16 protein-coding genes are annotated in these 19,189 nt (G+C 59.1%); 10 read left to right on the forward strand and 6 right to left on the reverse strand.

The window, feature by feature from the left end; all coding sequences use genetic code 11:
* Positions 1 to 11 precede the first annotated feature (11 nt).
* The 9 genes from treZ (at position 12) to ACYASS_RS00890 (ending at position 12,524) form a co-directional block, all read left to right on the forward strand.
* On the forward strand, positions 12 to 1,826 hold the full coding sequence (gene treZ, locus ACYASS_RS00850) for a malto-oligosyltrehalose trehalohydrolase (protein ID WP_463584678.1): 1,815 nt from the start codon (positions 12 to 14) through the stop codon (positions 1,824 to 1,826).
* Entirely contained in the window at positions 1,816 to 3,894 is a 2,079-nt protein-coding gene (gene malQ, locus ACYASS_RS00855) for a 4-alpha-glucanotransferase (protein ID WP_463584679.1), read from the forward strand. Before treZ ends, malQ begins: the two co-directional genes overlap by 11 nt.
* Positions 3,891 to 6,671, forward strand: coding sequence for a malto-oligosyltrehalose synthase (locus ACYASS_RS00860; protein ID WP_463584680.1), 2,781 nt, complete (start codon positions 3,891 to 3,893; stop codon positions 6,669 to 6,671). Before malQ ends, ACYASS_RS00860 begins: the two co-directional genes overlap by 4 nt.
* A 15-nt stretch (positions 6,672 to 6,686) precedes the next feature.
* Entirely contained in the window at positions 6,687 to 7,139 is a 453-nt protein-coding gene (locus ACYASS_RS00865; protein ID WP_463584681.1) for a DUF2934 domain-containing protein, read from the forward strand.
* Between the two features lie 160 nt (positions 7,140 to 7,299).
* On the forward strand, positions 7,300 to 9,495 hold the full coding sequence (gene glgX / locus ACYASS_RS00870) for a glycogen debranching protein GlgX (RefSeq protein WP_463584682.1): 2,196 nt from the start codon (positions 7,300 to 7,302) through the stop codon (positions 9,493 to 9,495).
* On the forward strand, positions 9,492 to 10,511 hold the full coding sequence (locus ACYASS_RS00875) for an acyl-CoA dehydrogenase family protein (RefSeq protein ID WP_463584683.1): 1,020 nt from the start codon (positions 9,492 to 9,494) through the stop codon (positions 10,509 to 10,511). Before glgX ends, ACYASS_RS00875 begins: the two co-directional genes overlap by 4 nt.
* Positions 10,508 to 11,269 carry a PIG-L deacetylase family protein gene (locus ACYASS_RS00880; RefSeq protein ID WP_243247620.1) on the forward strand — a complete coding sequence of 254 codons (762 nt, stop codon included), beginning with the start codon at positions 10,508 to 10,510 and terminating at the stop codon, positions 11,267 to 11,269. Before ACYASS_RS00875 ends, ACYASS_RS00880 begins: the two co-directional genes overlap by 4 nt.
* Positions 11,266 to 11,865 (forward strand): SAM-dependent methyltransferase, encoded by a 600-nt coding sequence (locus ACYASS_RS00885; RefSeq protein WP_463584684.1) that lies wholly within the window; start codon positions 11,266 to 11,268, stop codon positions 11,863 to 11,865. The genes ACYASS_RS00880 and ACYASS_RS00885 overlap by 4 nt, the downstream gene beginning before the upstream one ends.
* Positions 11,862 to 12,524: a glycosyltransferase family 2 protein gene (locus ACYASS_RS00890; RefSeq protein WP_463584685.1), complete on the forward strand. Its 663-nt coding sequence runs from the start codon at positions 11,862 to 11,864 to the stop codon at positions 12,522 to 12,524. The genes ACYASS_RS00885 and ACYASS_RS00890 overlap by 4 nt, the downstream gene beginning before the upstream one ends.
* A gap of 40 nt (positions 12,525 to 12,564) precedes the next feature.
* Here ACYASS_RS00890 and ACYASS_RS00895 read toward each other — a convergent pair whose 3' ends face one another.
* The 4 genes from ACYASS_RS00895 to ACYASS_RS00910 all read right to left on the reverse strand — a co-directional run bounded on the left by ACYASS_RS00895 (position 12,565) and on the right by ACYASS_RS00910 (position 15,782).
* On the reverse strand, positions 12,565 to 13,608 hold the full coding sequence (locus tag ACYASS_RS00895) for an alpha/beta hydrolase family protein (RefSeq protein WP_463584886.1): 1,044 nt from the start codon (positions 13,606 to 13,608) through the stop codon (positions 12,565 to 12,567).
* A 528-nt stretch (positions 13,609 to 14,136) separates the two neighbouring features.
* Positions 14,137 to 14,694: a LysR family transcriptional regulator substrate-binding protein gene (locus tag ACYASS_RS00900; RefSeq protein WP_463584887.1), complete on the reverse strand. Its 558-nt coding sequence runs from the start codon at positions 14,692 to 14,694 to the stop codon at positions 14,137 to 14,139.
* Between the two features lie 11 nt (positions 14,695 to 14,705).
* On the reverse strand, positions 14,706 to 14,990 hold the full coding sequence (locus tag ACYASS_RS00905) for a LysR family transcriptional regulator (protein ID WP_243247073.1): 285 nt from the start codon (positions 14,988 to 14,990) through the stop codon (positions 14,706 to 14,708).
* 186 nt (positions 14,991 to 15,176) lie between these two features.
* The gene (locus tag ACYASS_RS00910; protein ID WP_122663430.1) at positions 15,177 to 15,782 is read right to left on the reverse strand and encodes a DJ-1/PfpI family protein; all 606 of its coding nucleotides are present in this window, start codon (positions 15,780 to 15,782) and stop codon (positions 15,177 to 15,179) included.
* A gap of 134 nt (positions 15,783 to 15,916) precedes the next feature.
* On the opposite strand from ACYASS_RS00910, the gene ftrA reads away from it, so the two are divergent.
* Positions 15,917 to 16,870, forward strand: coding sequence for a transcriptional regulator FtrA (gene ftrA / locus ACYASS_RS00915; protein ID WP_463584686.1), 954 nt, complete (start codon positions 15,917 to 15,919; stop codon positions 16,868 to 16,870).
* Here the strand turns inward: ftrA and ACYASS_RS00920 are convergent, their stop codons facing one another.
* Positions 16,871 to 18,061, reverse strand: coding sequence for a serine hydrolase domain-containing protein (locus ACYASS_RS00920; RefSeq protein ID WP_463584687.1), 1,191 nt, complete (start codon positions 18,059 to 18,061; stop codon positions 16,871 to 16,873).
* On the reverse strand, positions 18,024 to 19,178 hold the full coding sequence (locus ACYASS_RS00925) for an iron-containing alcohol dehydrogenase (RefSeq protein ID WP_463584688.1): 1,155 nt from the start codon (positions 19,176 to 19,178) through the stop codon (positions 18,024 to 18,026). Before ACYASS_RS00925 ends, ACYASS_RS00920 begins: the two co-directional genes overlap by 38 nt.
* Positions 19,179 to 19,189 lie beyond the last annotated feature (11 nt).

A 19,189-nucleotide genomic window follows, 5' to 3' on the forward strand; every position in this document is an offset into this window, starting at 1 on the left:
AGGAATAACGGATGCCTTTGCGTACGGACGAGAGCTGGCGCCACGGCGCCGTCTTGCTGGATTCTGGCTATACTCGGTTTGCCCTCTGGGCGCCCGACGCCTACTACGTCAGTGTTGAACTTGAGGGTGGCCAGTCTCTGGCCATGCTCCCTCAGAACGAAGGATGGTTCATTCTCGAGGCCCGCTGCCCAGCGGGCACTCGATACCGCTACAACATCGACGGGGAACTTGAAGTCCCCGATCCCGCCTCACGTGCCCAATCCTCAGACGTCCACTCGCACAGCGTGGTGGTCGACCCTCTCGCCTACGAATGGCAAAACACCGGCTGGCAGGGGCGTCCCTGGCATGAAGCGGTCATTTATGAGCTTCATGTGGGTGCGCTGGGCGGTTATGCGGGGGTAGAAGCCCATCTGGAACGTCTCGCCGAACTGGGTGTGACCGCCATCGAGCTCATGCCGATTGCGCAGTTCCCCGGCACACGCAACTGGGGATACGACGGTGTTTTGCCTTATGCGCCGCAATCCTCTTACGGTACGCCGGAGCAACTCAAACACCTGATCGATACCGCGCACGGTCACGGCCTGATGGTGATTCTTGACGTCGTTTACAACCATTTCGGCCCCGACGGCAATTATCTGGGCCGCTACGCCAAAGGCTTCTTCCGTAACGACGTGAAGACGCCATGGGGCGATGCCATCGACTTCCGGCGTCGTGAAGTACGCGACTTCTTTATCGACAATGCGTTGATGTGGCTGCTGGAGTATCGATTCGACGGCCTGCGAATGGATGCAGTACACGCCATCAATGATGCGACCTTTCTCCAGGAGTTTGCCCACAAGATACGTGAGCAGATCGATGCTCCAAGGCACGTTTGGCTGAACCTCGAAAACGAGTTCAATCAGGCCAGCCTGCTCGAACAAGGCTATGACGCACAATGGAACGACGACGGGCACAACACCTTGCACGTGCTGTTGACTGGCGAAACGGACGCGTACTATTCGGACTTCGCCCATCAGGCCACTGACAAGCTGGCCCGCTTGCTGAGTCAGGGCTTTGTCTATCAGGGCGAACCCACCCGGCACGGCCACACCCGTGGTGAGTCCAGCAGTCATCTGCCGCCCAGTGCTTTCGTATTATTCCTGCAGAACCATGACCAGATCGGCAATCGTGCTTTCGGCGAACGCTTGCCGCAAATCTGCCACGGTCCTGCGTTACGTGCGGCCACCGCGTTATGGCTCCTCTCCCCCATGATCCCCCTGATGTTCATGGGCGATGAGTGGGCTGCCAGCGAACCGTTTCTGTTCTTCACCGATCATCACGGCGAATTGGCTGATGCGGTGCGCGAGGGGCGGCGTGGGGAGTTTGCGGACTTTGCGGCGTTTGCTGACGAAGAAAAACGCGACCATATCCCGGACCCGAATGACCCGGCGACATTCGAAGCGTCCAGACCGGCGTTTGACGCGGTGTACCTGGAAACCGATAAGGGCACCGATCACCAAAACTGGCTTGAACTCTATCGACAACTGCTGGCAATCCGTCACCAGCAAATCGTGCCGCGTTTGCCCGGCAGTCATGCATTGGGCGCAGAAGTGCTAAGCGAAGGTGCGGTTTCCGCTCGCTGGCAAATGGGCGACGGCGCAGTCCTGCGTATTGACCTCAACCTGACAGAACATGCGGTCACCGCTCCCGAATGGAAAGGCGGCAATGTTCTTTTTGAAACCCTGCCACATGCGGCAGAACTTTCCCGACGAGGCATCCTCAATCCATACACGGCCATTGTCAGCCTGATAGCAACCGATGTTCTGGAGGAACAGGATGAGCAATGAGCAATTGGAGAACCTGGCGACCGAAGCAGGCTTATCGGTCGACTGGATTGATGCAAACGGTCGCGCGCAACGCGTCAGCCCCGAAGTCCTGAGTAAAGTACTGGGCTGCCTGGGCTTTGCGGCTGATGACAACCTGCAGATCGACGCCAGCCTGCAGCGCCTGAAAAACGCTCATCACCAGCAGACACCACCGCCACTGCTGACCGTAGACCATGGCAGCAACCTCGACTTGAGCGCCTGGTTCGAACCCGGCACGCCGTTCGTGCTGCATCTGGAAGACGGTGCAACCATCGACGCCAACCTGACCGCCAATGCCGCCCTGCCCGGTCTGGCCCCGGTCGGCTATCAACAACTGAACATTGCCGGTCAGCACCTGACGATTGCCGTAGCACCTGCAAGCTGCTTCAGCCTGGCCCAGGCGAAAGACAGCCGAGTCGCTCGCGCATGGGGCCTGACGGTGCAGTTGTATGGTTTGCGTCGCGAAGGTGACGGTGGCTTTGGGGATACGCAGGCACTCGAAAGTCTGGCCCGTGCGGCCGGTGAGCGCGGTGCCGACGCGCTGGCGATCAGCCCGGTGCACGCGATGTTTGCCAATGACCCGCACCGTTACAGCCCCTACTCACCGTCGAGCCGACTGTTTCTCAACAGCCTGTACTCCTCGCCAGGCACGATTCTGGGCGAGCGCGCCTTGCGCATGGCTATCGATGAATCAGGCCTGGGCGATGAGCTAAAACGCCTTGAAGAGCTGCCGTTGATTGACTGGCCTGCTGCGGCCAGCGCCAAGTGGAAAGTACTGCGCAAGCTGTATGACGCTTTTAGCGGCAGTGATCACCCGTTGCATGAAGACTTCAACAGCTTCCGCCACAACGGCGGCGAAGCCCTTGAAAACCATTGTCGCTTCGAAGCCATTCGTGATGAATGTCCACGTCTGGGCATGAGCGACAACTGGCATGAATGGTCAGAAGAATTCAAGAATCCGCGCAGTGAGGCGATTGCCCGCTTCGCAGCCAACCACAGCGAGCAAATCGGCTTTCATGCCTTCACCCAATGGCTGATGGCCCGAGGGCTGGAGCGAGCGCAGACCGCCGCTCGCAGCAGTGGTATGAGTGTTGGCCTGATCGCCGACCTGGCCGTGGGCGCTGATGGTGCCGGCAGCCAGGCGTGGAGCCGTCAGGATGAATTACTCTCGGCGCTCAGCGTTGGCGCACCACCCGACATCCTGAACCGTGCAGGTCAGAGTTGGGGGATTTCCGCGTTCTCGCCCGAAGGCCTCAGACGCAATGGTTTCCGAGCCTTTATCGAAATGCTGCGGGCCAACTTCGCTCACGCGGGAGGCCTGCGCATTGACCACATCATGGGCTTGCAGCGCCTCTGGGTGGTGCCGTTGGGTTCCCCCGCCAGTGAAGGCGCGTACCTGAATTATCCGCTCGACGACATGCTCCGCCTGCTAAGCCTCGAATCGTGGCGTCACAAAGCAATCGTTCTCGGCGAAGACTTGGGTACGGTCCCTCCAGGTCTGCATGAAAAACTGGCGGCCCGGGCAATCCTGGGCATGCGAGTGCTGCTTTTCGAACAACACAACGCACACTTCAAGCCGATTCTCGATTGGTCCGATCAGGCGCTCGCCACCACCAGTACCCATGATCTGCCGACACTGGCGGGATGGCTGGCTGAAAACGATATCGCCTGGAACCTGCGCCTCGGCATGGTCGACGAGCAGCAGGCGCAACACTGGCGAGAAGACCGGATACGCGAACGCGACGGGCTGCGTCAGGTGCTGAGCCAGAACTCTACTAATTTCAGCGACGGACGTCCGGATGCAGAACAAATGATCGACGCCAGCATCCGCTACATCGGCCACACCCGGGCACCTCTGGTGCTTTTGCCGATGGAAGACGCCATCGGCCTGACCGAACAATTCAACCTGCCCGGTGATACTCCGCAACACCCGAACTGGCGCAGACGTATTCCCGGAAAAAGCGCGACACTTATGGATCATGAAGCCGTGGCTCGACGCGTTGAACTGCTTTCTCAGGCTCGCCTGCAGGCTGCGGAGCGTGACCAATGAGCCCCCGTCTGGATACCCTGCGGGCCACACAGCGCCTGCAATTTCACAAAGACTTCACCCTGGATGACGCCGTAGCGCTGGTGCCCTACTTCGCCAGTCTCGGCATCAGCCATATCTATGCGTCGCCGTTGCTCAAGGCTCGCGCTGGCTCCATGCATGGCTACGACGTTGTGGACCCACGCGTGATCAACCCGGAACTGGGTGGCGAACCCGCGCTGCGCCGGCTGGTCGGAGCCCTGCGCGAAAAGGGCATGGGCCTGATTCTGGACATCGTGTCCAACCACATGGCCGTCGGCGGCGCCGACAACCCGTGGTGGCTTGATCTGCTGGAATGGGGACGCCGCAGCCCTTATGCGGATTTCTTCGATATCCAGTGGCACTCACCGGATCCACTGCTGAAAGGCCAGCTACTGCTGCCGTTTCTCAGCACCGATTACGGCACGGTGCTGCAAGCCGGAGAAATCCCGCTGCGCTTCGATCCCGAGCATGGCGTGTTCTACATCGAGCACTATCAACACCACTTCCCGATCAACCCCGGCACCTACGGCCCGCTGCTTGAGTCCGACGAGAATCCATTGCTGGATGAACTGAGCAAGCGTTTCGCAGCGCTCGATCAGTTCCCCCAGGCGTGGGAACGCGCCAGGCAGGCTCGTGCCGACCTCGTCGAGCTGGTCAAAGATAAATCGATCGCCAAGGTCATTGACCAGGCACTGCAGCGCTATGACTCACGTCAGCCTGAGGGTTTTGAACGCCTGCACCGCCTGCTGGAGGCCCAGCATTATCGCCTCGCGAGTTGGCGGACTGCGGGCGATGACATCAACTGGCGGCGTTTCTTCGACATCAACGAACTGGGCGGCTTGCGTGTCGAACGGCCTAACGTGTTCGAGGCGACTCACGGCAAAATCTTCGAGCTGATCAGCGAAGGCCTGGTGGACGGCCTGCGTATCGATCACATCGACGGCCTGGCGGATCCTCGCGGGTACTGCCGTAAATTACGTCGACGGGTTAACGGCCTGCTCGCCGCCCGTCCTGCGGGCGCTGAGCTGGAGCATCTGCCGATCTTCGTCGAGAAGATTCTTGGACCCGATGAATCACTGCGCGAAGACTGGGGCGTCGATGGCACCACCGGTTATGAGTTCATGAATCAGGTGTCGTTGTTGCAGCACGACCCTAAGGGCCAGGAACCTCTGGCTGAACTCTGGAGCCGCATCAGCGAACGTACCGCCGACTTCGATCAGGAGGTGCTCGAAGCGCGCGACCTGGTACTGCACGGCACGCTGGCAGGCGACTTTGAAAACGTCGCCCAGTCTTTGCTGCAAGTAGCCCGTAGCGACCTGATGAGCCGGGACCTTACTCTGGGTGCAATTCGCCGGGCCCTGCTTGCACTGGTGGTGAATTTCCCGATCTATCGAACCTACATCAGTGTCTGTGGACGCTCTGCCGAAGACGAGCGCTTCTTCCAGCAGGCAATGGAAGGTGCGCGCGGCATGCTGAGTGAAGGTGACTGGCCAGTGCTGGATTACCTGCAGCGCTGGTTGGGCGGCGAACCGTGGCGCACATTGCCACGAGGCAAACAACGCAAGCTCAACAAGAACGCTTGTGTGCGCTTCCAGCAACTGACCTCCCCGGTAGCTGCCAAATCGGTGGAAGACACCTCCTTCTATCGCAGTGCGGTGCTGCTGTCGCGCAACGATGTCGGGTTTCATCCGCAGCATTTCAGTGCGCCCGTTCAGGCATTCCATGACGCCTGTATCGCTCGCAGCGAAGCCTTCCCGGACAACCTGCTGACCACCGCAACCCACGACCACAAACGCGGCGAAGACACCCGTACACGTCTGGCGGTGCTCAGCGAATGTGCAGGATGGTATGCCGAACAGGTAGAACGTTGGCGCCAGTTGGCGATCCCGCTCAAGGGCGAAGAAAACCCCATCAGTCCGGGCGATGAGCTGATGCTGTATCAGGCAATGCTCGGCAGCTGGCCGCTGGACATGCAGGAGGATGCATTCGAAAACTACGCTGAGCGCCTCGTCAAATGGCAAGAAAAAGCCCTGCGCGAAGCCAAACTGCAAAGCAGCTGGAGTGCGGCCAACGAGCCGTATGAGCGATCCTGTCGTGAGTTCCTGCAAAGTATTTTGCTTAGCCCTCAGGGGCTGGCGCTGCGTCAGTCTTTGGGAGCCACGGCCAATCGCATCGCCACCACCGGCGCGCTGAACAGCCTGGCGCAAACCTTGCTTCGTGTGACAGCGCCCGGTGTTCCTGATTTGTATCAGGGCACCGAGTACTGGGATTTCAGCCTGGTGGATCCAGATAACCGCCGCCCTGTTGACTACGCGGCCCGCCAACGAACATTGAATCAGACATCAACCGTCAGCGACCTGCTGGGCTCCTGGCAGGATGGCCAGATCAAGCAGGCACTGATCCATCAAGTGCTTGACCTGCGGGCCAGACACTCTGCGCTGTTCAGTCGCGGAGAGTATGTGCCGCTGCAGGTGGTCGGTGATCACGCTGAGCAGGTGATGGCGTTTGCCCGTGTTCTTGACGGAGAACAGGCTATCGTTGTTGTGCCACGTTTGTGCAATGAACTATTGGGTACAGCCCAAACTCCATTCATCAATGCTGAAAACTGGGGGGACACGCGGGTCGTTCTACCGTTCGCGGAGGCAAATCTAAGTTGGAAGGGACTTTTTTCAGACGCCGTAGTCACAACAGACAAGGAGTTGCTGCTCAGCGCAGCACTCGAGGAATTTTCTGTAAATCTGTTTATTCAGTCTAAGTAATTGGGGAGTGTCGAGATGAGTGCCGACGAAAAGCGAATTCGCGAGTTTGCGTACCAGATATGGGAGTCCGAAGGAAAACCTTCGGGCCAGGATGCACGCCATTGGGAAATGGCTCGCAAACTGGCTGAAGCCGAAGCGTTGGCACCCGACAAGTCCACGGCACGCAAGGCTGCAAAGCCGAAGCTGCCCAAGGTTGACGGCGCTAAGGATCCAAAACCTGCCACCAGCAAGGCTAAACCGCCAGCGGCTAAATCTGCGCCAAAGCCTGCACCTAAAGCTGCAGACAAGTCTGCGGTGAAGCCTGCTGCCAAACCTGCGGCGAAGCCGACTCCTGCCAAAAGCAAACCAGCAGCTACTCAGGCCGAACAACCTGCGAAACCTGCCGCCAAGCCAGCAGCCAAGACAGCGCCAGCTAAACCTGCAGCAAAGTCATCACCCAAAAAACCAGGTAAACCACCCGCGCCCTGATTCCTCCAGGACGCTGCTTGAACCCTGTACCGCAGGGATCACCGTCGCATCGATTGTGACCTGCGGTAATCCAGACTTATTTCTTCGACTTGTTGAAGCGCCGTTGCTTCGACTGCGGTCTCGGCCGCCCCGAAAAAACACCAGCCGTCAGGAACGCACAATGAACACGCAGTCCAAAAACGCAAAAAAAGAAAGTCAGAAAAGCGCATCCGCACAGGCTGAACAGGTCGAAGCCAGCGTTTCCCGTATTCGCGAAGGTCTTCCCTTCCCGCTGGGCGCCAGTTGGGACGGCCTCGGTGTCAACTTCGCGATCTTCTCGGCTAACGCCACCAAAGTTGAGCTGTGCCTGTTTGACGCCAGCGGCGAAGTTGAACTTGAACGTATCGAATTGCCGGAATACACCGACGAGATCTACCACGGTTACTTGCCTGACGCTCACCCAGGGCTGATTTACGGCTACCGTGTCTATGGTCCTTACGACCCGCAGAACGGCCATCGCTTCAACCACAACAAACTGCTGATCGACCCGTACGCCAAGCAATTGGTGGGCGAACTGAAATGGTCCGAAGCGCTGTTCGGTTACACCATCGGTCACCCGGATGGCGACCTGAGCTTTGACGAACGCGACAGTGCCCCATTCGTCCCCAAGAGCAAGGTCATCGACCCGGCCTATACCTGGGGCCGCGATCAACGTGTCAGCGTGCCGTGGGACAAGACCATCCTGTATGAAACCCACACTCGCGGTTTCACCATGCGTCATCCTTCGGTACCTGATGAATTCAAAGGCACCTTTTCCGGATTGATGGTGGCCGACGTGATCGACCACATTCGCAAGCTGGGTGTGACCTCCGTCGAACTGTTGCCGATTCATGCGTTCGTCAACGATCAGCATTTGCTGCAAAAGGGCATGACCAACTATTGGGGCTATAACAGCATCGCGTTTTTCGCCCCTGATCCGCGTTACCTCGCGCACGGTAAAATTGCCGAGTTCAAGGAAATGGTCGCGCACATGCACCATGCCGGCCTGGAAGTGATTCTCGACGTGGTTTACAACCACACCGCAGAAGGCAACGAGCTTGGTCCGACCCTTTCCATGCGGGGTATCGACAACGCCTCGTACTACCGCTTGATGCCGGATGACAAACGTTTCTACATCAACGATTCCGGGACGGGCAACACCCTCGACCTGAGCCACCCTTGCGTACTGCAGATGGTCACCGACTCCCTGCGTTACTGGGCCTCGGAAATGCACGTCGATGGCTTCCGTTTCGACTTGGCGACCATTCTCGGCCGTTACCACGATGGCTTCGACGAGCGTCACAGCTTCCTCGTGGCCTGCCGTCAGGATCCAGTGCTGCGTCAGGTGAAACTGATCGCTGAGCCTTGGGACTGCGGTCCAGGCGGCTATCAAGTGGGTGGTTTCCCACCGGGCTGGATGGAATGGAACGACAAATTCCGTGACACCGTTCGTGCGTTCTGGAAAGGCGATGAAGGCCAGTTGGCGGATTTTGCCGGGCGTATGACCGCCTCGGGCAACATGTTCAACCAGCGTGGTCGCAGACCCCAGGCGTCGGTCAACTTCATCACCGCCCACGACGGTTTTACCCTGCACGACCTTGTCTCCTACAACGACAAGCACAACGAAGCCAACGACGAGAACAATCAGGACGGCAGCAACAACAATCTGTCCTGGAACCACGGCGTCGAAGGCCCGACTGACGATCCGCAAATCAATGAACTGCGTCTGCGTCAGATGCGTAACTTCTTCGCCACCCTGTTGCTGGCACAAGGCACGCCGATGGTTGTGGCGGGTGACGAGTTCGCACGCACCCAGCACGGCAATAACAATGCCTATTGCCAGGACAGTGAGATTGGCTGGGTCAACTGGGACCTGGACGAAGATGGCAAGTCGTTGCTCAAGTTCGTCAAACGCCTGATCAAACTTCGTCAGACCTACCCGATCCTGCGTCGCAGCCGCTTCCTTGTGGGCGATTACAACGAAGAGATCGGCGTCAAGGACGTCACCTGGTTGTCTCCTGATGGCAACGAGATGGGCATCGAGCAGTGGGAAGACGCTCACGGGCGTTGCCTGGGCATGCTCATGGACGGCCGGGCTCAAGAGACCGGTATTCGTCGCCCGGGGGCCGATGCAACGTTGCTGCTTGCCGTCAACTCGCACCACGACGGGGTCAACTTCACCCTGCCGCAAGTACCGGAAGGCGCACACTGGACCTGCCTGGTCGATACCAATCAGCCCGACATGAAAGCCAAGGAACAATTTGGTTTTGGTGAGCACTACACCATCACCGCCCGCTCACTGCTGCTGTTTGAATTGCAGCATGATGAACAGCCATGAGTGAGGCGCTGAGTGAGTTTCTTGCCTGGCGCAAGCACGGCTATGCCGATACGCGCGCGCTGGGCGAATGCTTACAAGCGTTGATCGGCGAGGGGCTGGACCAACTGCCCTCACCTGCCAGCGGCCAGATACTTGAGCGTTGGCAGGCGTTGGCGTGTGTTGCCGGGCATGATCTGGGGCTGTGCAAACTGTATGAGGGCCATACCGACGCGTTGGCCATCATGCAGGAAGTCGGCGCTGGAACTCCGCATGCGGGAACCAGTTGGGGCATGTGGGCGGCTGAGCCGCCCCAGGCTCGGGTCAATCTGCAGCGCAAGGGCGACGTGCTGCACGTCAACGGCCGTAAAGCCTGGTGCTCGGGCGCAGCGGTACTCAGCCATGCATTGATGACGGCCTGGAATGAAGATGGCCAACAGCAGTTGCTCGCCGTCGACCTCAAGCAGTCCGGGGTCAATATTACTCAGGAAGGTTGGCGCGCCGTGGGAATGGGCGCCACAGGCAGTGTCGAGGTGGAATTCAGCCGCGCTGAAGGGGTGGCCGTCGGCAAGCCCGGCGATTACCTGGCCAGGCCCGGCTTCTGGCAGGGCGGCATAGGTATTGCCGCGTGCTGGTATGGCGCTTCCCGAGCCTTGGCGCAGCGCCTGTTAACGCAGGCGTGCAAATCTCCCGAACCTCATGCGATGGCCCATCTGGGTGCCGTGGACGTCGCGCTCTACAGCGCATGGACGACTCTGCAGCATGCGGCCCAGACCATTAATCAGTCACCGACCACGGACGCGCAGCTTCTGGCACGTCGTAGCCGGGCGGTAATAGAACACAGTGCCGAGCAAGTCATTTTGCATGTCGGCCACGCACTGGGTGCAGGTCCTTACTGCAAGGATGCGCACTTTGCCCGACTGATCGCCGACCTTCCGGTTTTCCTGCGTCAGAGCCATGCCGAGCGCGACCTGGCAGCGCTTGCAGATCTGACCACTACGCAAGCATTACCTGCGCCATCAAGGATGTGGCAACTATGAGCAAAGACAACCCTATTGTTGGCAGAGGCACGTCTCTACAGGCCTGGAATGGCTCGAAGAAACTGGCCGGCCTGCCATTAATCAGCGCAGGTGAACTGGTCCCGGTCAATTCCCGGGCGGTGATTATCGCGCCCCATCCGGATGACGAAGTACTCGGTTGTGGTGGCCTGATGCATCAACTGGCACAACTGGGGCGACCGCTGAAGCTGATTTCAGTGACTGACGGCAGCGCCAGCCATCCCGGTTCGGCAACCTGGCCGGCCGAGAGGTTGAGCGTGGTTCGCCCGCAAGAAAGCGCTGAAGCGTTACGCCGCCTGGATCTGCCCATGCACAGCCTGAAGTGGATCCGGGGCGGCTTTGCGGATACCACCGTCGCTCAGCAGGAAGATCAACTGACGGCCTTCATCGCCCGCTACCTGCAGCCCACTGATGTGGTGTTCACGACCTGGGCAAATGATGGCCATGCTGACCATGAAGCGGTAGGTCGCGCCAGCGCACGGGCCGCCCATTCTGTCGGCGCACGCCTGCACGAGGTGCCTGTCTGGGCCTGGCATTGGGCATCCCCTGAAGATGATCGATTGCCTTGGGAACGGGCACACAAGATCCCGCTTGACCCACAGACCATCGCCCGCAAACGCCACGCTGCCCACGCCTTCGCCAGTCAGCTCGAAGGTGATCCGCACATCGGCCTGGAGCCGGTTCTGGCGGCTGATGTCCTTGAGCGTTTGATGCAGCCTTTCGAGGTGGTCTTCCTGTGAGTGTCGATGACCGCTATTTCGAGCAGCTCTTTCAGGAAAGTGATGACCCTTGGGCGTTCAAGCATCGCTGGTATGAACGCCGCAAACGGGCGCTAACCCTCGCCGCCCTGCCCCGCGAGCGTTATGTGTCGGTATTCGAGCCCGGCTGCGCCAATGGTGAACTCAGCGCCGATCTCGCCACCCGCTGCGACCGGTTGCTGGTCTGCGACACCAACCGCTCGGCGGTTGAACTCGCACGTCAGCGGCTCGCAGCGTTCAACCATGTGGAGGTCATGCATGCTCGCCTTCCTGAGCAATGGCCGAAAGCACGCTTCGACCTGATCGTGTTCAGCGAACTGGGTTATTACCTGGATGAAACCGATCTGAATCGCTGGATCGATCATGCCCTGGCTTCCCTGACAGGAGACGGTCAAGTGCTGGCCTGTCATTGGCGGCCAGCTATCGAAGGTTGCCCGCTTGATGCGCAAACGGTTCACGCAATCCTTGCAGACCGTCTGGACATGACCCGGCTTGTCAGCCATCACGAAGCAGACTTTCTCCTGGAGGTATGGAGTCGTGATGGAACATCAGTCGCAGAAAAGGAAAAGCTACGATGATTGGCGTACTCATTCCGGTTCACAACGAAGATCAGTTGCTAGGGCAATGCCTGCAAACCGTATTAAAGGCGGGAGAGCATCCTGCACTGGCCGCCGAGCAAGTGGTCGTCCTGGTGGTGCTCGACAGCTGCACGGATGAATCCTCTGTGATTGCGCAGCAGTACAACGTCCAGACCCTTGAAGTCAGCGTCCGCAACGTCGGTCAGGCCCGCGCTGCCGGAGCGGCTGTATTGCTTGAACAAGGCGCCCGCTGGATTGCCTGTACCGATGGCGACAGCACCGTCGCCGAAGACTGGCTGGTGGAGCAACTGGCCCTGGACGCCGACGCGGTGTGCGGCACCGTGACGCCGGGCATCTGGCAGGACAATATTCCGCGTGAGGCGCAGATTCGCTATCAACAGGGCTATCAACATCGTGACGGCCATCGCCACGTGCATGGAGCCAATCTGGGCATCAGTGCAGCCGCATACCGACTCGCGGGCGGCTTCCCACCGCTGGCCTGTCACGAGGACGTGCATTTGATTCGTCAACTGGAACTGAGCGGTGCCCGCATCGCCTGGAGTTGCCGCCCCAGAGTCACCACCAGCACGCGACTGGAAGCGCGTGCCGCAGGCGGTTTTGCGGACTATCTGCGGACACTTGTGGCAGAGCCGGGCTAACGATCACGGCCAAGACTGATCAGTGCCAGGCCAACCCCAGTCAGGGTTCTTGATGGGCAGTCTGCAAACCGCTGTTGCGCAATTCCGGCATGCCCAAGGCTTCCTCGAAGAAACGCACGGCCTCTGCACTGAGGTTGCGATGGATATCCTCCCGGTCGACGCCCTCGCGGTCATTGCACATCACCGGCGCAGTGGCGCGTAGCTCATCGCTGCACGGAGCCATGAACACGAAGTGCCCGGCCCCGGCCAACAGCTTGTACTCCGGCGTCTGCGGTAATTTACGCGCCAACGCTTCGGCATTCTGATCTACCGCCAGAAGCTCATCCCCGTCACCGCTATACAACAGCACCGGGACATGCACGTCTGCCAGCGTATGGCGGCCAAACATCAACGTCAGTGGTGCCATCAACATCAGCGCGCCCACTCGCGGATCAGCCTGAGGATGCAGATCGTCGCGATCCAGCAGCAACTCGCCCCCGGTTTTGCAGGCGTCCCGATCGTCCGGGCGCTCAGTGCAGTAGTTTTTCAGTCGCTGTAGATCTGGCTGCGCACCGGCAAGGATCAGGGCGGTTTCGCCTCCTGCCGAGTAGCCAATGACCCCGACCTGGTCAGCACTGATGTAAGGCGCCAGCGCCGGGTCGAGCAGCGCACTGGTGATCGCTTCGGAGATTTGCAGGGGGCGCCCGTACAAATTGCTGACGCTGCCCAGCCTGCTGTGGTCGATGGTGTTGTCGCCAGGGTGGATGACTGCCACGACGACGAAGCCTTGTCTCGCCAGCGAGGTGGCCAGGTCATGCAGCGCCAGTGGGGTTCCGGTGTTGCCGTGGGACAGCAGCACGAGAGGAAAACGGCCCAGCGCTATGGGGGCTTCAAGCCCTGCGTCTACGGTGTAGCCCTGAATGTTGCTGGATTGCTCAATGGCTGTAGAGGGGTAGAACGCGATTGCCTGCATTGGCTGGGAGTCGAGCGGATCAGGGAAGCTGAGGCGGTGGTAGCCGACACTCCAGGTGTCGTCAGCCTGAGCCTGCACTGAAATCAGGCTTTGGGTCAGGCACACCAGCAATAGTGCACAAAGACGTACCATCGGGCGATCCAACCTATGCAGGTCCGAAAGGAAACCATCCAGCGGTGTAACCCGGTCTGGAGCGAGCGTCATGCTCTGTCGCTCATCCTGGTAACAACTGCTTACAGGTATCAGAGTCGCGACTTTGAAATTAGTGCACAAGTTGGGCCAAAAATTGGCGAGAAATTTATGGTTGGCCTACCTCAGATGCGTTGAGTTTTAGTCTTACGACCGTAATTAGATATTTCGTATACATATCCGTTTTTCGGTAATGGCTGCCATTGGTTGCGCTTTTACAGCGCCTCGTTTTTGAAAGGAGCCGGAAGCCGGCCCAGCCAAAAGTAAGCAAAAGGCTCTTGCCCCACCACTGGGTGCCTCAGATCAAAATCAAAAGCGTGGCGGCCTTAGAGCCGACCTGATTGTTCGAACTTGCCGGGCTTCTGTAGGAGCTGCCGAAGGCTGCGAAGCGGTTCATCAGACGACGAAAAGCGTTGGCCGTGATGACGTCTCGCGAACAAGTTCGCTCCTACCGGTCCGCGGTGAAACCGCTCACCCACCCACCGGCAACCTCTTCAGCACTTCAACCACCTCATTAGCCGCATTGGACAGCAACGACCCCGGCCGGGCGACAACACTGATACTGCGCTCAACCTCAACCGGCAAACGCACACACTCGTACAAAGCACTCGGTTCCGGTAACAAACGACTGGGCAAAATAGTCATGCATTGCCCCTTGCCGACCAGATCAAGCAACGTCGCAACGCAACTGAGCTCCCCACGGTGACTCAGACGAACCTGAGCAGCAGCCAACTGACCATGCAAACGCTCCACACCGGCATGACGCCAGGAAACATAACGGACGCTCTCGCACAGCTCATGAAACGGACGCGGCGTCAACGAACGGCTTCGCGCAGCCACCAACACATAAGCATCTGCCCATCGCATATGTTCAACATGATGCTCATCCAGCACCGCACTCGGCAGAATCAGAATGTCCGCCGCCTCCCTGCGCAGCAGGTCCAGGCCAGGATGCTGTTCGCTGCCATGCACAACATTCAGATGCACGCCTGGATGCAAACGGGTCATGGTCTCGATGCACCCGGCCAGCGACGTCTCGTCTATATGATTGCAATAACGAATCGTGACACTGCCGCTGAGCTCATTTTTTTTAGTTGCTCAAGGGTCGCCAGCAGACTGTCCAGCGTCCGGCTGATGACCTGGCCTTCAGGCGTCAACGTGCAACCCGCACGGCTGCGGATGAACAGGCGCTTGTTGAAATAGTCTTCGACTTCTTTGATGGCATAACTGATGTTCGACTGGCTGCACCCCAGAATCGCCGCAGCTTCCGAAAAGGAACCGTGGACAGCAACGGTCTGGACGACTTTGAAGAAATGGGTATTCATTATTTCCTGCACTCTAGCGTAAGCGTTGAAGGCTCTGGACTGCACGTTGGAGGGAGATAGTGGCGCGCCGCAAGCCTGATGTGCCAGCTTGTTGCGAAAAACGGTGGGAGGTCTGGCGTGTATGACGAAGGTCAGCAGGCAGTCATCTGGCCGACCACGTCAGCCAGATGTTTAACGCAGTCAGCGTCAGTCGTTTTCAGTCCAGTCGAAATCCATTTGCAACGCAGTACGCTCCGCCAGCTCGCGACTGTGCAGACGTTCCACAAGGTGCAGGCTCATGTCGATGCCAGCGGAAATACCGGCCGACGTCACGAAAGCGCCCTCGTCGACCCAACGCAAGGTGCTGAGCACGTCGACGGACGGAAACATCTCCTTCAAGTCGTCAATGTCCTCCCAGTGAGTGGTCACCTGCTTACCGGCCAGCTTGCCGGTCTTGACCAATAGAAAGGCACCCGTGCAGACTGCCGCCACGACGCGTTCAGGCGCACACTGGCCGGTGATCCAGCGAATCACGTCAGCCTTTTCCAGTTCGGCATTGACCACGCCTCCCGGAACAATCAGGCAGTCGATCACCGGGTGGTCATTGATCGAGTGGTCGGGGTCGACTTTCAGCCCGGCGCGCGCCCGGATGGGGTCGGTAGTGCGACCGATGGTAAATACGTTGAACAACGCCCGGTCATCGCGGCTTTTGCGCAAATGCATGCGGGTCGCGGTGGTGAAGACTTCGTACGGACCTGCGAAGTCAAGAACTTCAACGTCGTCATAGACGTAGATACCGATGTTGATAGACACGAACGTACTCCCTGGATCGCACCGGCGACCGCTGGCAAATGTTGAGGCAACCGCCTGATTTCAGGGTTTCAGGTTAACCAGTACATTTGCACCGCACTACTGGCGGAAATGCCAATATCCGGTAACATCGTGCCATGAAAAACCATCTCGTCGTCGCCCTCATCTACAACCAGCTGTGCACCTTTGAATTTGGCTGCACGGTAGAAGTATTCGCCCTGAAAAGACCCGAGCTGGGTGTCACCTGGTACGAGTTCGCCACGTTCCCAGTGGATGAAGGCGAGATTACCGCCGCAGGCGGTATTACCATCGTGCCCACGCCGGGTGAAGTACTGCTGGAAAATGCCGACACGATCATTGTGCCCGGCTGGCGCGGCGTCGAATCGGAGGTTCCTGCCAGGCTGATTACCCAGTTGCAGGCCGCTCATGCCCGAGGCGCACGCATCTGCTCGATTTGTACCGGTGCATTTGTACTGGCTGCGGCAGGTTTGCTGGAAGGTAAACGCGTCACCACCCACTGGCGCTACACCGATCTGCTGGCCAGCATGTACCCGGAACTGACCATCCAGCCCAATGAGCTGTATGTCGATCAGGGGCAGATCGTCACCGCAGCGGGTTCTGCTGCTGGCCTGGACATGATGCTGCATCTGGTGCGCAACGATCACGGTGCGAAAGTCGCGAACATGGTCGCCCAGCGAATGGTGATCCCGCCCCACCGCGAAGGCGGTCAGTCGCAATACGCTTCACGTCAGCTGGTGTCTTCCAGTGAGGGACCGATTTCCAAGCTGATGGACTGGATTCGCAGTGACCTTCAACGCCCGCACAGTATCAAGGAGATGGCCGACCACGCGGCCGTCAGCACCCGCACGCTGCACCGCAGTTTCATGGAAAGTACCGGCCTGACCCCGAATGACTGGCTGCTGGGCGAGCGTATCGCTTATGCCAAGGAACTGCTGGAGTCATCCAACATGCGTCTGACTGAAGTCGTCGACGTCGCGGGGTTTGGTTCCGAGGAATCGTTCCGCCGCCACTTCCGCAACATGGTGGGTATCAGCCCCAGCAGCTATCGCAAGCAATTCACCAGGGCTTGATCAGTCGCGGCGATAAATCGCCGCGACCAGCGCATCCGGAAACTCGCCCCAGGCACCAGCGACGGCAGTGTTGGTCATGGCTATCAGACTCGCCCCAGCCTGCGGGTCGACCCAATAATGACAACCATACACGCCACACCACGACCAGGTTCCAGCACCCTGTAGTTGCCCGGCCTGAGCCGGATCAGTCAGTAACAAAGGACCGAGACCGAATTTCCAGCCGGGTCCTCTGCCCTCGATGAGCACATCGCCAATCGCATTACTCAACAAACTTGACGTGCTCGAACGGCTCAATAACGGCGCACCACCCTGTCGCAAGCACTCCAGCAGCCGCAAATAATCATCAGCGCTGCCGACCATGCCTGCACCCGCAGACGACCATGCTTGAGGAGCAGTATGACGGCAGGCCGAGACGCTGGCCCTGCCGCTCTCCAGAAGCAGCTCATCAGTGCGCCCGATACGCGTAGGGAGTTCCGCATGATCCTTGTAGGCACCGGCGAGGATTTGCGGACCTTCGACGTGGAAACCGCTGGCGCTCATGCCCAACGGCCGGGTTACCCAATGGGCAATGGCCTCGGGCAATGCCATGCCGGTGACACGTTCGATGACCACCCCAAGTACCTCGGTGGCGATTGAATAACGCCATGCACTGCCCGGCTTGAACAGCAAAGGAACGCTGGCCAGTCGCTTGAGGTTTTCAGCCTGGTCAAAGGCCACGAGGTCCAGTCCGTCGCTGACTCCGGCCTGCTGGTAGGCGTTGCCGGAAGGCAACCCGAAGCCGTAAGCCAGCCCTGAGGTGTGGGACAACAGATGGCGCAATGTGATGACCGGAGCCATCCCATCGGCCAGCCTTGGCACGAAATCCGGCAACCAGCGTGTCAGCGCATCATCCAGGCGCAACATGCCGTGCTCGTGCAGACGCAGAACACAGACTGACGTGATCAGCTTGGTCAACGACGCAAGCCTGAAAGTATGCTCACGGGTGACGGCAATCTCTGCCTCGCGATCTGCCCAGCCCCGGGCAGACGCGTAACGGACCACGCCATCCTGCGCCAGCAACAACACGCCTCCGACAATCCGGCCCTGTTCGACAACGTTCCGCCAGACCGTATCGAGGCGTTTGATCGTCGCCTCGTCGATGATCAAACGCTGATCAATGGCCATGAACTGCCTTGCAGAATATCTGTGCATACGTCTGCGCCGAGTGGCGGATCGGATTGGTATGCGAGCAGCCATCGGCAAACGCCATCTCGCCAATCAGTTCCGCGTCACGTTCATCGATACCCAACTCGCCAAGGGTATGCGGGATGCCGATCTGCTCACGCAACGCCAGCAGCCATTCCATCACCCCACTAAACCCGGGCGTGGAAAGACGAAGCGCCAAGGCCAGCTCCTCCATTTGCGGACCGAGCGCGGGCTGATTGGCCTGTAGCACATAAGGCAGCAGGATCGCGTTGAGCAACCCGTGGTGGTGGTCATACAAAGCGCCCAGTGTCTGGGCAATGGCGTGCACACCACCGAGCCCGCGCTGAAAGGCCGCGGCGCCCAGGCAGGAAGCAACGAGCATTTCCTGCCGGGCCTGTACATCAAGGCCGTCGGCCACAACCTGGGGCAAGAACTGTTTGATCATCTGCATGCCCTTGACCGCCACCGCTTCGGCCATCGGGTGATAGACCGGCGAACAGTACGCCTCCATGCAATGGGTCAAGGCATCAACACCGGTTGCAGCGGTCAGGTGAGCCGGTAAACCCAAGGTCAGGTTGGCATCAAGAATGGCTACCCGCGGCATCATCCGGATATGCAGAATGGTCCGTTTGACCCGTGCCTGCTCATCGGTGATCACTGCGGCCCGGCCTGTTTCCGAGCCAGTCCCGGCAGTGGTCGGCAGCGCAATTATCGGGGCTATACCGTACGGATCGGCACGTAGGTGATTTTCACCGATGTCTTCAAAATCCCACAGCGGGCGCGTTTGTCCGGACATCAGTGCGATGGCCTTGGCGGCATCCAGCGCAGAACCACCGCCGAAAGCAATCACGCCGTCGTGCCCACCCGCCTTGTAGGCGTGTAGCCCTTCAGCCACGTTAGTGCCGGTTGGATTGCCTTTGACCTGATCAAACAGACCGCAATGCCCAAGTGTTCCGCGGCACTGCGCCAGCGCCTGCTGAATCATGTCAGTTCCACCGAGGAATCGGTCGGTCACCATGAGTGGCCGCCGGATACCGCTGGCTTCGCAGGCCTGAGCCAATTCCCGTACCCGGCCAGGCCCCACCCGAATTGAAGTGGGATAGTGCCAATCATTGTTTTGCATGGTGTTCATCC

This window comes from Pseudomonas sp. HP_14, from assembly GCF_055283875.1.

Excerpts from the sequence above, each read along its gene's own strand:
- treZ (WP_463584678.1), top strand. The coding sequence starts at position 12 with ATGCCTTTGCGTACGGACGAGAGCTGGCGCCACGGCGCCGTCTTGCTG.
- malQ (WP_463584679.1), top strand. The coding sequence starts at position 1,816 with ATGAGCAATGAGCAATTGGAGAACCTGGCGACCGAAGCAGGCTTATCG.
- ACYASS_RS00860 (WP_463584680.1), top strand. The coding sequence starts at position 3,891 with ATGAGCCCCCGTCTGGATACCCTGCGGGCCACACAGCGCCTGCAATTT.
- ACYASS_RS00865 (WP_463584681.1), top strand. The coding sequence starts at position 6,687 with ATGAGTGCCGACGAAAAGCGAATTCGCGAGTTTGCGTACCAGATATGG.
- glgX (WP_463584682.1), top strand. The coding sequence starts at position 7,300 with ATGAACACGCAGTCCAAAAACGCAAAAAAAGAAAGTCAGAAAAGCGCA.
- ACYASS_RS00875 (WP_463584683.1), top strand. The coding sequence starts at position 9,492 with ATGAGTGAGGCGCTGAGTGAGTTTCTTGCCTGGCGCAAGCACGGCTAT.
- ACYASS_RS00880 (WP_243247620.1), top strand. The coding sequence starts at position 10,508 with ATGAGCAAAGACAACCCTATTGTTGGCAGAGGCACGTCTCTACAGGCC.
- ACYASS_RS00890 (WP_463584685.1), top strand. The coding sequence starts at position 11,862 with ATGATTGGCGTACTCATTCCGGTTCACAACGAAGATCAGTTGCTAGGG.
- ACYASS_RS00895 (WP_463584886.1), bottom strand. The coding sequence starts at position 13,608 with ATGGTACGTCTTTGTGCACTATTGCTGGTGTGCCTGACCCAAAGCCTG.
- ACYASS_RS00905 (WP_243247073.1), bottom strand. The coding sequence starts at position 14,990 with ATGAATACCCATTTCTTCAAAGTCGTCCAGACCGTTGCTGTCCACGGT.
- ftrA (WP_463584686.1), top strand. The coding sequence starts at position 15,917 with ATGAAAAACCATCTCGTCGTCGCCCTCATCTACAACCAGCTGTGCACC.
- ACYASS_RS00920 (WP_463584687.1), bottom strand. The coding sequence starts at position 18,061 with ATGCACAGATATTCTGCAAGGCAGTTCATGGCCATTGATCAGCGTTTG.
- ACYASS_RS00925 (WP_463584688.1), bottom strand. The coding sequence starts at position 19,178 with ATGCAAAACAATGATTGGCACTATCCCACTTCAATTCGGGTGGGGCCT.